Source organism: Collinsella aerofaciens, assembly GCF_002736145.1.
Lineage (GTDB): Bacteria > Actinomycetota > Coriobacteriia > Coriobacteriales > Coriobacteriaceae > Collinsella > Collinsella aerofaciens_A.
The window spans coordinates 1,455,827-1,469,229 of the sequence record NZ_CP024160.1 but is presented as its reverse complement, the minus strand read 5'-3'; the positions used below and the strand labels follow the sequence as shown (position 1 = coordinate 1,469,229).

Genomic DNA, 13,403 nt, shown 5'->3' with positions numbered 1-13,403 from the left:
GCACCCACCGGATTACAAAACTAGGCCAGCGTTACGTTGTGCAGCTCAAAGCGGTCGCCTACGTTGTGCGAGACAGAATATTCAAACGCGGTGCCGCTATCCAAGAAGCCAATCTGGTTGAGTTCGAGCAAGGGAGAGCCGGGTTTGGTATCCAGGCGCTCGGCCTCTTCTTCAGTTGCCGCGACAGCGCGAATGGTACGGTGGAAACTCGAGATCTTGAGTCCGCACTGCTCGCGGATGAAGCTGTAGATCGATGCGTACAGGTCTTTTTTCTTAAGACCCGGAATCAGCTCGAGTGGCATATAGGTGTACTCGATAACGATGGGCTGACCATCGACCTCGCGTACGCGCACGATGTGATAGGCAAAGTCGTCTTCGGCCATTCCCAGTTGGGTCGCAACCTCTGCCGGCGGATTGACGATCGAGAAATCGTAGACCACCGAGGTCACTTTCTCCCCGCGATGCTCGTACGAAAAGCCTTGGGCACGGTCGTTCTTGCCTTGGAAAAACACCTGGCCGGGAAGCCCCGCCGTGTCCTTGACGTAGGTGCCCGATCCGCGCCGGCTAGTAATAAGGCCTTCCTCGGTGATCTGCTCAATCGCTCGTTTGACGGTGATTTTGGAAACGCTATAGAGCTCACAGAACTCGACGACGGTGGGCAACTTATCGCCCGGCTTAAGGGCGCCGTCCTCGATGCTTCGACGGATATCTGCAGCTATCGCCTCGTATTTGGGAATCATGCAATCCTCCCTTCATATTTGCGTCGATATAAAGAGAGTATACCTACTTAAAAAGCATCCATATGGCTTTCATGAAAGAAGTACGATAAAGAAAAATGAAAAAGACGCTTTACATATAAAATTAGAGCGCTATAGTTACAGACAACAAGCGAGATGCATTGGCGTTTGCTTGTACTGTTTGGGGACGGTTTTGTTTTGGCGGGTTGGATATTGGTATGACCGGTGCGCGCCCGCGCCGGATAACCTGCCAAAGCAAACTCGTCTCCAACCGGAAGCTCTAGAACACGAAAGCGAGGACTTTGATGGCACAGTATCAGCTGCCCCGTGACTTCTTCTTTGGCGCTGCTATGTCCGGCCCGCAGACTGAGGGTCAGTGGAACCAGGGCGGCAAGCTCGAGAACCTGTGGGACACCTGGTCCATCCAGGATCTGGGTTCGTTCTACAACTGCGTTGGCTCTTATGCCGGCAATGACTTTATGGCCAAGTACCAGGAAGACTTTCGCATTTTGAAGGACTTGGGCCTGAATACCTATCGCACTTCCATCCAGTGGAGCCGTCTGCTCGATGCCGACGGCAACCTCAACGAGGAGGGTGCTGCGTGGTATCACGAGCTGTTCCGCGCCTCTCGCGAGGCCGGCTTGGAGCCGTTTGTCAACTTGTACCACTTTGACATGCCCACCTACCTCTTTAACCGTGGCGGCTGGGAGAGCCGCGAGGTCGTTGAGGCTTACGCGCATTACGCCGACGTCGCCTTCCACGAGTTTGGCCAGGAGATTAAGTACTGGTTCACCTTTAACGAGCCCATCGTCGAGCCCGAACAGCGCTATCAGGAGGGCGTGTGGTTCCCGCAGCTCCACGACTTTAGCCGCGCCCGCACCGTGCAGTATCACATCTCGCTGGCACATGCGCTGGCCGTGGCCAACTATCGTAAGGCCTATGACGAGGGCGCTATTCGCGCCGATGCCAAGATCGGCATGATCAACTGCTTTACCCCGGTTTACACCAAGCAGAACCCCAGCGAGGCAGACCTCGAGGCCGTGCGTATGACCAGCGGCATCAACAATCGCTGGTGGCTCGACCTTATTACCAAGGGCGAGCTTCCTGCCGACGTGCTCGACAGCCTGGCCGAGGGCGGCGTTAAGCTCCCGTTCCGTGCCGGCGACCAAGAGATTCTCAAGCAGGGTGTTGTCGACTGGCTCGGCTGCAACTACTACCACCCCACGCGTGTTCAGGCGCCGGCGAGCAAGGTCGACCAGTACGGCCTGCCGCACTTTGCCGACGAGTACGTATGGCCCGACGCCGTTATGAACGAGAGCCGTGGCTGGGAGATCTACCCGCAGGGCCTCTACGACTTTGGCATGGACTGCGCTAAAAACTACCCCGATCTTGAGTGGTTCGTTTCCGAGAACGGCATCGGCATCATGGACGAATACAAGAACCGTGACGCCGAAGGAACCATCCAGGATGACTACCGCGTCGACTTTGTACGTCAGCACCTGGAGTGGGTGGCCAAGGCAATTGCCGAGGGCGCCAAGTGCCGCGGATACCATTACTGGGCCGTCATCGATAACTGGTCTTGGGCTAATGCCTTTAAGAACCGTTACGGTTTTGTCGAGGTCGACCTTATGGACGGCTACAAGCGCCGCCTTAAGAAGTCAGCGGCCTGGCTCAAACAGGTCGCCACAACCCACGTGGTTGATTAGCGACCGGGCGAACGCCCAGACCGCGCGCCGCCGCGCGAAACACATGGCACATCTGGTGGCAGAGGGCGACAGGCCACCGTGCGCATAGGAAAAGGCCGGATTTGATAGTTAGGAGCAATCATGGCCAGTGACAACGGAAAGAGCTTCCTCGACAAGTTTGCCGAGGTCTCTGCGAAGGTGGGAAACCAGGTTCACCTGCGTTCCCTGCGCGATGCCTTCGCGACCATCACGCCGCTCTATATCCTTGCGGGTATCGCGGTTCTTATTAACAACGTCGTGTTCCCCCTGTTCCCGCTCGATGCGGCGGGCCTTGCCAACCTTCAGACGTGGGGTTCGGCGATTACGCTGGGTACCCTCAACGTCTCTGCTATTATCTTGGCCGGATTGATTGGCTACAGCCTCGCTAAGAACAAGCGTTTCGATAACCCGCTCGCTTGCGTGGTCGTCGCTATCTCTGCTTTCGTCATCATGATGCCGCAGCAGATCACCGCCACGCTTGCCGCCACGAGCCCGCTGCTCACCGACAAGATCACCTCCGCCGAGGTCACGGGCGCCCTTTCGACTGCCAACACTGGCACTAATGGTCTGTTCTCGGCCATTATCATCGCCCTGCTCTCCGTCTCGCTCTTCATCAAGATTTCTGGCGTCGAGAAGCTCAAGGTTAAGCTGGGCGAGGGCGTGCCTCCCGCGGTCTCCAACTCCTTCAACGTCATGATCCCGATGCTGCTCAACCTCGCGATCTTCGCTCTTGCCGCAGCCCTGCTCGCCGTGTGCGCCGGCACCGATCTGTGCGCCATCATCTCCACGTGCATCTCCAACCCGCTCAAGAGCATCATGAACGCCGGTCCGTGGGCTGTTATCCTCATCTACACCCTTGCCAACCTGCTGTTCTGCGTCGGTATTCACCAGTCCACCATCTCTGGCGCTACCGTCGAGCCGATCCTGACCATGCTCATCGTCGACAACATGGCTACCTTTGCCGCCGGTGGCACCATCCAGCCCGATCACTACATGAACATGCAGATCGTTAACAGCTTCGCCCTCATCGGCGGCTCGGGCTGCACCCTCATGCTTCTGCTCGACACGCTCCTGTTCTCCAAGAACAAGGCATCCGAGACCGTTTCCAAGATGGCTATCCTGCCTGGTCTGTTCAACATTAACGAGCCGGTTATCTACGGTTACCCCATCGTGTACAACCTGCCGCTCATGATTCCGTTCGTTCTTCTTCCCGACCTGTTCATCGGCATCACCTATGGCCTTACCTGCGCAGGCATCATCAGCCCCTGCATCGCCCAGGTGCCCTGGACTATGCCTCCCGTCATCAATGCCCTGCTCGCTACGGGCTTTGACTGGCGCGCCGGCGTGTGGCAGGCTCTCGAGATTGTCATTGGCATGGCCGTCTACCTGCCCTTTATGAAGATTTCCGAGAAGGCAATCGCCAAGCAGGAGGCTCTCGCCGAGTAGAACGCCTAACGTTCGTCCCTTTCACCGTTGCGGGCACCGGTACGCGGTGCCGGCGCCCGCGGCTCTCTCCCTTGTGTAAAGATGCAGGGGGTGGGCACAATAGCCGCAAGGAATAAAACCAGTCGTCGTCTGCGCGCCGCGCAGTTATAAGGAGGAAACCATGAAGAAGATCATGCTCTGCTGCAATGCCGGTATGTCCACGAGCCTGCTGGTCCAGAAGATGCAGGCCGAGGTTGCAAACCGTGGTCTGGATATTGAGGTCGAGGCTCGTCCCATGAACGAGGCCCACGATCACCTGGACGAGTGCGACATGTTGCTGCTTGGCCCGCAGATCGGCTACACCAAGGGCGATTTTGAGAAGGAGGCCGCCGGTCGTTTTCCGGTCGAGGTCATCAACATGGTCGACTACGGCCGCATGAACGCTGCCGGCATCATCGACCACTGCGTCAGCGTGATGGGCTAGGTGCTCCGCATGGAGGATATGAACGAACTGCAGATGACCTGCTTTGAGATCATCAGCTACGTCGGTACCGCCAAGAGCATGTACATCAATGCCGTGCAAAAGGCCAAGGAGGGCGATTTTGACGCCGCCGAGGAGCTTATCAAGCAGGGCGACGAGGCCTATAACGGTGGCCACGATGTTCACATGGGGCTTCTGAAGAAGGAGGCCAACGGCGAGCGTAACGGCGAGGCTCCGTTGATTCTGCTGCATGCCGAGGACCAGATGGCCGGCACCGAGACCATGCGCGTCATGGCGACGGAGCTCATCGAGGTTCACAAGCAGCTGCAGGCACTTCAGGCCTAGTCGGCGTTATCGCCGCGACGGACCGTGCGATCCAACAGACAACACAGTCCCTTTGACGGGCGCCGGGAGTCTCCGCCTCCCGGCGCCCTTATATTTGGCGAAGGCCCTGCGTGACCTTTTGAGCGGTCGTTTGCGTTTTCACAGATAAAACCTGCCAAAACAAACCTGTCCCTTTTTGGCTGGTTTTTGCCTTGGGAGCGGTACCATACAGGCAATGTTTAAACGAGAAAGGTGGGCTCCCATGGAACCTAAGCAGTACTACATCGGCATTGACGTCGGCGGCACTTCGGTTAAGGAGGGCCTGTTCGACGAGGACGGTAACCTGCTGGCCAAGGCAAGCGTACCCACGCCGCCCATCGTTGACGCTGCGGGCTTTGCCGCGGTGACCGAGGCTATCGACCAGGTGGTCGCCAAGGCCCAGATTCCGCGCGCCTTTGTGGCGGGTATTGGCCTGGCCGTTCCGTGCCCCATCCCGGCATCGGGCGATGCCAAGGTCAAGGCCAACATTGCCATTAACCTGCCCGAGCTGAGAGTCGCCATTCAGGAGCACTGCCCCGACGCGGTCGTTAAGTACGAGAACGATGCCAACGCCGCTGCCATGGGCGAGGCCTGGCTCGGCTCTGCCAAGGGCGTACAGAACGTGGTGATGGTCACCATTGGTACCGGCGTGGGCGGCGGCGTTATCGTTAACGGCGACGTGGTATCGGGCGTTGTGGGCGCCGGCGGCGAGATTGGCCACATGTGCCTGAACCCGGCTGAGGAACGCACCTGCGGCTGCGGCGGCCATGGCCATCTGGAGCAGTATTCCAGCGCCACCGGCGTGGTGAGCAACTACCTTGCCGAGTGCGAAAAGGCGGGCGTCGAGCCCATCGAGCTGACCGGCCCCTCCGATTCCAAGGACGTGTTCCAGGCCTGCCGCGAGGGCGACAAGCTCGCGCTGGCCGCGGCCGATACCATGGCCGACTATCTCGGCCGCGCACTGGCGCTTATTGCCAACGTGGTTGATCCCGAGATGTTCCTCATCGGCGGCGGCGCCTCCGCCTCGGCCGATGTCTACCTCGACAAGGTTCGCGAGCACTTTAAGCAGTACGCGCTTTCCGCCTCGCGCGAGACGCCCATTAAGGTCGCTTCGCTCGGCAACGACGCCGGCATCATCGGTGCCGCCTACGTAGCCCTGCGCGCCGCCGGTAAATAGCTGGTGCAATGTAACCTGTCCCCCGTGCCTGCCCCAAAATATGCCGTGCTCCTTCCGTCTGCGAAGGCTCGGCATCGGCGTGCTACCATAGCTACGTCCAAGTACACATATCAAGTGGAGGATATCCATGGCAAACGTTCTTGTCTTTGGTCACCAGAACCCCGATAACGACGCCATCATGAGCGCCGTCGTCCTGTCCCAGCTGCTCAACCAGGTTGAGTATGCCGGCAACACCTACGAGGCCTGCGCCCTTGGTCAGCTTCCGGCAGAGTCCGCCAAGCTGCTTGCCGACGCCGGCATCGCCGAGCCCCGCGTGATTGAGTCCGTCGAGGCCGGTCAGCTCGTCGTCCTCACCGACCACAACGAGTCTGCCCAGTCCGTTGCCGGTCTTAAGGACGCCACGGTCTTTGGTGTCGTCGATCATCACCGCATCGGCGACTTCGAGACCGCCGGCCCGCTGCACTACATCTGCCTGCCCTGGGGCTCCAGCTGCACCATCGTCACCAAGCTCGCCGGCGTGCTCGGCGTTGAGCTTTCCGACGTCCAGGCTAAGCTGCTGCTCTCGGCCATGATGACCGATACGCTCATGCTCAAGAGCCCCACCACCACCGATGTCGACCGCACCGTTGCCGCCAAGCTCGGCGAGCAGGTGGGCGTCGACCCGGTCAAGTTTGGCATGGAGGTCTTCCTCACCCGTCCGTCCGGCTCCTTCACTGCAGCCGAGATGGTCGGCAACGACATCAAGATGTTCGAGCCCGCTGGCAAGAAGCTGCTCATTGGCCAGTACGAGACCGTCGACAAGAGCCGCGCGCTCGGCATGATCGACGAGATCCGCGAGGCCATGCGCGCCTACGCCGCCGAGAAGGGTGCCGACGGCATCGTCCTGTGCATCACCGACATCATGGAGGAGGGCTCGCAGGTCCTGCTCGAGGGCGAGACCGAGGCTGCTCAGAAGGGCCTGGGCATTGCCGACGAGCACGACGGCGTCTGGATGCCGGGCGTCCTCTCCCGCAAAAAGCAGGTCGCTGCCCCCATCATGGCCGCCTGCTAGGTTTAGTTGACCGAACGCCACGACCGGATCGCGGACGCCCCGCGCTCCGGTCGTTTTTTGTGCACGACGCTGCGTCGTCTCTTGGGCAGGCGCGCCCGTGCCGTTGAGCAAATAATGTTCAACCTGTGGTTCCGCTTTTCGGCCACGCCTGCGTGCTTGTCGTGCAGGGTAGGCTAGATGCAAGCGTAATACGTTAGAGCGCGGCGCCGCCACTTGGGCGGGCCGTGCTTTTTTAAGACGGGAGCCTTCCCGTGAAAGGAGCCGCCCATGGCAGCAACTGAGCAGCTGTTCAACGTTCGTGAGCGCAAGCGCTTTGAACGTCACGACATTTGGGAGCGCATCGCCGAGAACGGCACGATTTCCGCCGCCGTCATGGTCTTCGCCGCTATCGCCGCCGTCATCTGCGCCAACACCGATGCCTACGAGGCCATCCATCACTTTTTGGAGACCCCGCTGTATGTGGGCTTGGGCAACCTTACGGCCGGTCTCACCGTTGAGCTTTTCGTCAACGACTTCCTCATGGCGATTTTCTTTTTGTTGGTGGGCATTGAGCTTAAGTACGAGATGACGGTCGGCGAGCTCAAGAATCCGCGTCAGGCCATGCTTCCCATGCTGGCGGCCGTGGGCGGCGTCGTCGTTCCCGCCTGCATCTACCTGATCTTTAACCATGCCGGTGCCCGCAACGGTTGGGCCATTCCCATGGCAACCGATATTGCCTTTGCGCTGGGCGTGCTGTCGCTTTTGGGCAATCGCGTGCCCAACGGCGTGCGCGTGTTCTTCTCGACGCTCGCTATTGCCGACGACCTGATTTCCATCGCCGCCATCGCCATTTTCTACGGTCAGAGCCCCAATCCGTTTTGGTTGGGCGCCGCCGCGCTTGTGACCTGCGCGCTCGTGTGGCTTAACAAGACGCAGCATTACCGCCTTGCCCCGTATTCGGTACTGGGTCTGCTGTTGTGGTTCTGCATGTTCAAGAGCGGCGTGCACGCTACGCTTGCCGGCGTCATCCTGGCCTTCACCATTCCGGCCAAGTGCGGCGTCAAGCTCGATAGCCTTACCGATTGGCTGGGCGAGTGCCTGCCGTTGCTCGATGACCGCTACGACGACGAGGCGCACATCCTGGGCCAGCATGACTTTACCGTCTCGACAACCAAGGTCGAGCGCGTCATGCACCGCGTGACCCCGCCGCTTATCCGCATGGAGCGTCTGATCTCCACGCCGGTCAACTTTGTGATCCTGCCGATCTTTGCGTTCGTGAACGCGCAGGTTCGTCTGGTGGGCGTGGACATGAGCACGCTGCTCACCGACCCGGTGACGCTCGGCGTGTACTTTGGCATGCTGCTGGGCAAGCCGATCGGCATCTTTGGTATGACGTTTGCCCTGGTTAAGCTTAAGGCCTGCGAGCTGCCGCACAATGTCAACTGGCACATGATTGCCGGCGTGGGCATTCTGGGCGGTATCGGCTTTACCATGTCGATCCTCATCAGCGGCCTCGCCTTCCCGACGGCCCAGTTTGAGGTTCTGGCTGCCAAGGCCGCTATTCTCGCCGGTTCGGTCACCGCTGCCGTGCTCGGCATGATCTACATGAGCGTGGTCTGCAAGCATCCCTCGCCCAAGGACGAGTAAAAGCACATACAAGTTTGAAAACGCCGCCTGTGAACACCATCACAAGCGGCGTTTTTAGTCATTGGGGACGTTCTTAAATGACTAGGGCTATTCCACGGTGCCGTAGACGGCGCCCCAGCCGTGGGCGGCTAAGGCGGAGTTGAGCTGATCACAAAGTGACTGGCGGTCGTAATAGCCGGGCGGCAAAAGGTTCACGATCTCCATGAGGTCGGGCGCCAGGTCTAAGATTTCGGCCTGTACGATCAGATCCAGGCGGTCGATGGCGTGGCGGTCGTAAAACAGTCCGTCGACCAGGCGCTGCAGGTCGCCGAATTCCTCGGCCTGAAACGATCCGTACTCCATAGTGCCTCCTTGGGCGCCCCACGCCGGCATGCGCGGCGATTCGTAATTCATTGCGATGAACTTAATCTATCACGGCTTCATACCGTTGCGGCGGTGGCGGTCTATACTTAGACGAACTGCAACGTACCGCTTCGCGAAAGGTCGCACCCCATGCAGACGATCTACCAGAAGATGGAAACCACCGAACTCGATGCCGCCATCGAGGCGCTCAAAGCCGAGGCCGCCGAGGTCAAGGCCAAGGGCCTGGCGCTCGACATGGCCCGCGGCAAGCCGTCGCCCTCCCAGGTGGACATCTCTCGACCCATGCTCGATATCCTCAATGCCGATGCCGATCTGCACGACGGCGACGTCGATTGTTCCAACTACGGCTGCTTTGAGGGCATTCCCTCGGCACGCAAACTAGCGGGGGAGTTCCTGGGTTGCCCTGCCGAGCAGACGCTCGTGCTGGGCTCGTCGAGCCTGCTGATCGAGCACGATATCGCCGGCATGTTCTGGCGTTGCGGTTCGTGCGGCAGCGACCCTTGGGAGGCTTACGAGGCAGCGCACGACGGCAAGAAGGTCAAGTTCCTGTGCCCCGTTCCTGGCTACGATCGCCACTTTGGCATTACCGCCGATCTGGGTATCGAGAACGTTCCCGTCGCGATGACCGACAACGGCCCCGACATGGACGAGGTCGAGCGCCTGGTTGCCGCCGACGACTCCATCAAGGGCATCTGGTGCGTGCCCAAGTATTCCAACCCTACGGGCATTACCTTTAGCGAGGACACCGTGCGCCGCCTGGTCGAGATGTCCACGGCCGCGCCCGATTTCCGCATCTTCTGGGACAACGCCTATTGCGTGCACGACCTGTACGACGAGACCGACGAGCTTGCCAACATCTTCGACCTCGCTCGCGCGGCGGGCACTGAGGACCGTGTGGTGGCATTTGCCTCGACGTCCAAGATCACCTTCCCGGGCGCCGGCATCGGCTTTATCGGTGCGAGCCCCGCGGTCATCGCCGAGTTCTCCAAGCGCCTGAAGGCAGGCCTTATCAGCGCCGACAAGCTCAACCAGCTGCGCCACGTGCGTTTCCTTCCCACCATCGAGGCGGTCAAGGAGCACATGAAAAAGCATGCCGAGTTCTTGCGCCCGCGCTTTGAGGCCGTCGAGCGCAAGCTCACCGAGGGCTTGGGCGACACGGGCTGCGCCACTTGGACGCACCCCCGCGGCGGCTACTTTGTAAGCTTCGATGGTCCCGAGGGCTCGGCCCAAAAGGTCGCCGCGCTTTGCGCCGACCTGGGCGTCAAACTCACGCCGGCCGGTGCCACCTGGCCCTATGGCAAGGACCCGCGCGACACCAACATCCGCATCGCGCCGAGCTATCCCACGGTCGAGGACCTGGAGGCCGCGCTCGATGTGCTGGTGCTGGCCGTTAAGCTTGTCGCTGCCGAGCTTGCGCGTGCCGAGCGCGCCTAACGCGCGGCTTCCCGTACTATCCGCACTTTCGATACGTAAAGGAGCGTATACATGGATTTGGGTATTTCCACCAACCCCACGCCAGAGCTCTACACCATTATGGTGACCGGTGAGATCGATATCTCTAACGCCGATAGCCTGCGCAATGCCATCGACCTGGCGCTCGAGCAGCCCACTGAGGCCGTTGAGCTCAATTTTGCCCAGGTGAGCTACATCGATTCGACGGGCATTGGCGTGCTCGTGGGCGCCGCGCACCACGCGGCCGACCACGGCAAGCGCTTTAGCTGCACCAATGTGCAGCCCCCGGTGATGCGCGTGGTTCTGCTGTTGGGTGTCGACCAGGAGATTTCGATCACCGCTGCATAATCTTTGCCCCCAAAAGGGCGTGCCGTTTGGCATATGTTTGTGATGCGCTCGGACGTTTTGGCGTCCGGGCGCTATACTTGACCGAATGAATAGACGAGTTCCGGCCGAATGGCGCGGTGCGGGCTCGACTCACATCGAGCCTTGGAGGTATGTGTGTTTGGTATTGGAGAGGGTGAGCTCGCGATCATCGTGGTCTTCGGCTTTTTGCTGTTTGGCCCGGATAAGCTCCCGCAGATGGGCCGCACGATCGGCCGTGCCATCCGTCAGTTCCGCGAGACGCAGGAAAAGATGACGGCCGTTGTTCAGTCCGAGATTATCGATCCGGTGAGCGAGGCCGCGTCGGCCCCGGTCAAGCCCAAGAAGGCCGCTGCGACCGACGACGATTCCGATGCGGACGAGGATGCCGCCGAGGCGGCAGCGCCCGCCAAGAAGGAGACCTTTGCCGAGCGTCGCGCTCGTCTTGCTGCCGAGAAGGCCGCGAGCGAGGGTGCTGCTGAGGGCGAAGGTGCTGTTGATGAGGCCGAGGGTACAGAGCCTGCTGCTGCTGATGCCGTCGAGCCCGAGCCTGCTGCAGAGCCGGAGCCCGAGCCCGAGCCGGCAGAGCCCACGACGGCTGACCTCTACGCCCGTCGTCCCCGCAAGCGCAAGGCCGTCGTCGACCAGCTCGCTCGCGAGCTCGAGGCCGAGGACGACGCTGCTGCCGCCGACGCCCCGAAGGGAGGCGATGAGTAATGCCTATCGGACCTGCGCGTATGCCGCTCTTCGATCACCTGGGAGAGCTTCGTCGCCGCCTGACCATCGTGGTCGTGTCGGTGTTTGCCGCCGCTATCGTGCTGTATTTCGCCACACCCGTGGTGCTCGACATCTTGGAAGACCCCATCCGCTCCTTTGTGCCGGACGGTAAGTTCTACATCACCACCACGCTCGGCGGTTTTGGCCTGCGCTTCTCGCTGGCCATCAAGATGGCCGTGGTCATGTGCACGCCCATGATCATCTGGCAGATCCTGGCATTTTTCCTGCCGGCACTGCGCCCCAACGAGCGCAAGTGGGTTGTGCCCACGGTGCTCGCCTCGACGGTGCTGTTCTTCCTGGGTGCCATCTTCTGCTACTTCATCATCATCCCGGCGGGCTTTGAGTGGCTCATCGGCGAGACCTCGGCTGTCGCTACGGCGCTGCCCGATCTGGAGAACTACGTCAACATGGAGCTGCTCTTTATGATCGGCTTTGGTGTGGCGTTTGAGCTGCCGCTCATCATCTTCTACCTGTCCGTTTTCCACATCGTGTCCTATGCGGCCTTCCGCAGCGCCTGGCGTTACGTATACGTTGGCCTGCTCGTGGGCTCGGCTGTGATCACGCCCGACGGCTCGCCCGTTACGCTGGGTCTCATGTATGGCGCCCTGCTCTCGCTCTACGAGATTTCGCTCGCCATCGCTCGCGTGGTCATTACCGCGCGCGAGGGCAAGGAGGGCCTGTTCGTGAGCCGTCTGGACCTGTTCTCGGACGACGAGGACGACGAGGAGTAAATCGGTATGCACGAGGTTGGCATTGTCAACGGCATACTCGATACAGTGATTCGCGCGGCGCGTGGGGCGGGGGCCTCGCGCGCTGTTTTGGTTACGCTGCGTATCGGGGATATGACCGAGGTCGTGCGCGAGGCGCTCGACTTTGCGTGGGAGACATTTCGCGACGAGGACCCGCTCACGCGCGGCTGCGAGCTTGCCGTGGAGGAGGTCCATCCACAAAGCGAGTGTCTGGACTGCGGCGAGGTTTTCGACCACGATCGCTTCCACTGTCGCTGTCCCCAGTGTGGTGGTGCCAACGTGCGCCTACTGCACGGCCGCGAGCTCGATATCGCAAGTATCGAAATCGAAACCCCCGACGATTAGCCCGCTAGCCATCTGGTGATGGGGTATAAAGGGGCCAAAGTAAGGAGCGCTAAGTATGGCCGAGAAAACGATTGATATCGCGTCGCCGATCCTGTCGCGCAACGAGCGCCTGGCAGATCAGCTGCGTCAGCGATTTAATGAGACAGGCACCTACGTGATCAACGTCTTGTCGAGCCCCGGTTCGGGCAAGACCACCACGATTCTGGGTACCAACGAGCGTCTGCGTGACAAAGCCGGCCTGCGCTGTGCCGTCATCGAGGGCGATATCGCCTCGGATGTCGACGCCATCACCATGAAGGAAGCCGGCATGCCCGCCATCCAGATCAACACGGGCGGCCTGTGCCACCTCGAGGGCAACATGGTCATGGAGGCCGTCGACGCCTTCGACCACGCCGTCGGTCTGGAGAACATCGACGTCATCTTTATCGAAAATGTGGGTAACCTGGTCTGCCCGGTCGACTTTGACCTGGGCGAGAACCTGTCCATCATGATCCTCTCGGTGCCCGAGGGCGACGACAAGCCCATCAAGTATCCGGGCATCTTCCAGCACGCCGGCGCACAGCTGCTCAACAAGGTCGATGTGGCCCCGGCTTTCGATTTTGACATGGATAGGTATACTAAGACACTCGATGACCTCAATCCGCAGGCGCCGCGGTTTGCCGTGAGCGCGCGCAAGGGCGAGGGCATGGATGCCTGGTGCGATTGGCTCATCGGGCAGATCGAGCAAGCAAGGGCGTAAATCGGCCGCCACACGGGCGGGTGTAGCCGCA

The 13,403-nt window shown here is 60.4% G+C and carries 15 protein-coding genes; 13 read left to right on the top strand and 2 right to left on the bottom strand.

Annotated features, from left to right (window positions below; translation table 11 throughout):
* Positions 1-20: 20 nt before the first annotated feature.
* Positions 21-740 carry a GntR family transcriptional regulator gene (locus CSV91_RS06460; protein ID WP_099432239.1) on the bottom strand — a complete coding sequence of 240 codons (720 nt, stop codon included), beginning with the start codon at positions 738-740 and terminating at the stop codon, positions 21-23.
* A gap of 302 nt (positions 741-1,042) precedes the next feature.
* Here CSV91_RS06460 and CSV91_RS06455 point away from each other — a divergent pair, with 302 nt between their 5' ends.
* The 7 genes from CSV91_RS06455 to nhaA all read left to right on the top strand — a co-directional run bounded on the left by CSV91_RS06455 (position 1,043) and on the right by nhaA (position 8,584).
* Positions 1,043-2,443, top strand: coding sequence for a glycoside hydrolase family 1 protein (locus tag CSV91_RS06455; protein ID WP_099432238.1), 1,401 nt, complete (start codon positions 1,043-1,045; stop codon positions 2,441-2,443).
* Positions 2,444-2,563: 120 nt separating this feature from the next.
* Positions 2,564-3,907, top strand: a complete 1,344-nt coding sequence (locus tag CSV91_RS06450; protein ID WP_099432237.1) for a PTS sugar transporter subunit IIC — start codon at positions 2,564-2,566, stop codon at positions 3,905-3,907.
* Between the two features lie 160 nt (positions 3,908-4,067).
* Positions 4,068-4,370, top strand: a complete 303-nt coding sequence (locus CSV91_RS06445; protein ID WP_035137700.1) for a PTS sugar transporter subunit IIB — start codon at positions 4,068-4,070, stop codon at positions 4,368-4,370.
* Positions 4,371-4,379: 9 nt separating this feature from the next.
* On the top strand, positions 4,380-4,712 hold the full coding sequence (locus tag CSV91_RS06440) for a PTS lactose/cellobiose transporter subunit IIA (RefSeq protein ID WP_197736861.1): 333 nt from the start codon (positions 4,380-4,382) through the stop codon (positions 4,710-4,712).
* 241 nt (positions 4,713-4,953) lie between these two features.
* Entirely contained in the window at positions 4,954-5,907 is a 954-nt protein-coding gene (locus CSV91_RS06435; RefSeq protein ID WP_232049578.1) for an ROK family protein, read from the top strand.
* A 127-nt stretch (positions 5,908-6,034) separates the two neighbouring features.
* Positions 6,035-6,958: a manganese-dependent inorganic pyrophosphatase gene (locus tag CSV91_RS06430; protein ID WP_099432235.1), complete on the top strand. Its 924-nt coding sequence runs from the start codon at positions 6,035-6,037 to the stop codon at positions 6,956-6,958.
* Positions 6,959-7,225: 267 nt separating this feature from the next.
* Entirely contained in the window at positions 7,226-8,584 is a 1,359-nt protein-coding gene (nhaA, locus tag CSV91_RS06425; RefSeq protein WP_099432234.1) for a Na+/H+ antiporter NhaA, read from the top strand.
* 87 nt (positions 8,585-8,671) lie between these two features.
* Here nhaA and CSV91_RS06420 read toward each other — a convergent pair whose 3' ends face one another.
* Positions 8,672-8,926 (bottom strand): hypothetical protein, encoded by a 255-nt coding sequence (locus CSV91_RS06420; RefSeq protein ID WP_022093864.1) that lies wholly within the window; start codon positions 8,924-8,926, stop codon positions 8,672-8,674.
* A gap of 150 nt (positions 8,927-9,076) precedes the next feature.
* Between CSV91_RS06420 and CSV91_RS06415 the strand changes: the two genes are divergently transcribed.
* The 6 genes from CSV91_RS06415 to hypB all read left to right on the top strand — a co-directional run bounded on the left by CSV91_RS06415 (position 9,077) and on the right by hypB (position 13,372).
* Positions 9,077-10,381, top strand: coding sequence for an aminotransferase class I/II-fold pyridoxal phosphate-dependent enzyme (locus tag CSV91_RS06415; protein ID WP_099432233.1), 1,305 nt, complete (start codon positions 9,077-9,079; stop codon positions 10,379-10,381).
* A gap of 51 nt (positions 10,382-10,432) precedes the next feature.
* Positions 10,433-10,747 carry an STAS domain-containing protein gene (locus tag CSV91_RS06410; RefSeq protein WP_099432232.1) on the top strand — a complete coding sequence of 105 codons (315 nt, stop codon included), beginning with the start codon at positions 10,433-10,435 and terminating at the stop codon, positions 10,745-10,747.
* Positions 10,748-10,900: 153 nt separating this feature from the next.
* Positions 10,901-11,479 carry a Sec-independent protein translocase subunit TatA/TatB gene (locus tag CSV91_RS06405; protein ID WP_172622458.1) on the top strand — a complete coding sequence of 193 codons (579 nt, stop codon included), beginning with the start codon at positions 10,901-10,903 and terminating at the stop codon, positions 11,477-11,479.
* A complete protein-coding gene (gene tatC / locus CSV91_RS06400) occupies positions 11,479-12,270 on the top strand; it encodes a twin-arginine translocase subunit TatC (protein WP_055285525.1) in 792 nt (263 codons plus the stop codon). The genes CSV91_RS06405 and tatC overlap by 1 nt, the downstream gene beginning before the upstream one ends.
* A gap of 6 nt (positions 12,271-12,276) precedes the next feature.
* Positions 12,277-12,633: a hydrogenase maturation nickel metallochaperone HypA gene (hypA, locus tag CSV91_RS06395; RefSeq protein WP_022093859.1), complete on the top strand. Its 357-nt coding sequence runs from the start codon at positions 12,277-12,279 to the stop codon at positions 12,631-12,633.
* Positions 12,634-12,688: 55 nt separating this feature from the next.
* Positions 12,689-13,372 (top strand): hydrogenase nickel incorporation protein HypB, encoded by a 684-nt coding sequence (gene hypB / locus CSV91_RS06390; protein ID WP_099432230.1) that lies wholly within the window; start codon positions 12,689-12,691, stop codon positions 13,370-13,372.
* The last annotated feature ends 31 nt before the right edge of the window (positions 13,373-13,403 follow it).

What these genes read in the sequence shown, in the direction of transcription:
- CSV91_RS06460 (WP_099432239.1), bottom strand. Translation starts at nt 740, where the DNA reads ATGATTCCCAAATACGAGGCGATAGCTGCAGATATCCGTCGAAGCATC.
- CSV91_RS06455 (WP_099432238.1), top strand. Translation starts at nt 1,043, where the DNA reads ATGGCACAGTATCAGCTGCCCCGTGACTTCTTCTTTGGCGCTGCTATG.
- CSV91_RS06450 (WP_099432237.1), top strand. Translation starts at nt 2,564, where the DNA reads ATGGCCAGTGACAACGGAAAGAGCTTCCTCGACAAGTTTGCCGAGGTC.
- CSV91_RS06445 (WP_035137700.1), top strand. Translation starts at nt 4,068, where the DNA reads ATGAAGAAGATCATGCTCTGCTGCAATGCCGGTATGTCCACGAGCCTG.
- CSV91_RS06440 (WP_197736861.1), top strand. Translation starts at nt 4,380, where the DNA reads ATGGAGGATATGAACGAACTGCAGATGACCTGCTTTGAGATCATCAGC.
- CSV91_RS06435 (WP_232049578.1), top strand. Translation starts at nt 4,954, where the DNA reads ATGGAACCTAAGCAGTACTACATCGGCATTGACGTCGGCGGCACTTCG.
- CSV91_RS06430 (WP_099432235.1), top strand. Translation starts at nt 6,035, where the DNA reads ATGGCAAACGTTCTTGTCTTTGGTCACCAGAACCCCGATAACGACGCC.
- nhaA (WP_099432234.1), top strand. Translation starts at nt 7,226, where the DNA reads ATGGCAGCAACTGAGCAGCTGTTCAACGTTCGTGAGCGCAAGCGCTTT.
- CSV91_RS06420 (WP_022093864.1), bottom strand. Translation starts at nt 8,926, where the DNA reads ATGGAGTACGGATCGTTTCAGGCCGAGGAATTCGGCGACCTGCAGCGC.
- CSV91_RS06415 (WP_099432233.1), top strand. Translation starts at nt 9,077, where the DNA reads ATGCAGACGATCTACCAGAAGATGGAAACCACCGAACTCGATGCCGCC.
- CSV91_RS06410 (WP_099432232.1), top strand. Translation starts at nt 10,433, where the DNA reads ATGGATTTGGGTATTTCCACCAACCCCACGCCAGAGCTCTACACCATT.
- tatC (WP_055285525.1), top strand. Translation starts at nt 11,479, where the DNA reads ATGCCTATCGGACCTGCGCGTATGCCGCTCTTCGATCACCTGGGAGAG.
- hypA (WP_022093859.1), top strand. Translation starts at nt 12,277, where the DNA reads ATGCACGAGGTTGGCATTGTCAACGGCATACTCGATACAGTGATTCGC.
- hypB (WP_099432230.1), top strand. Translation starts at nt 12,689, where the DNA reads ATGGCCGAGAAAACGATTGATATCGCGTCGCCGATCCTGTCGCGCAAC.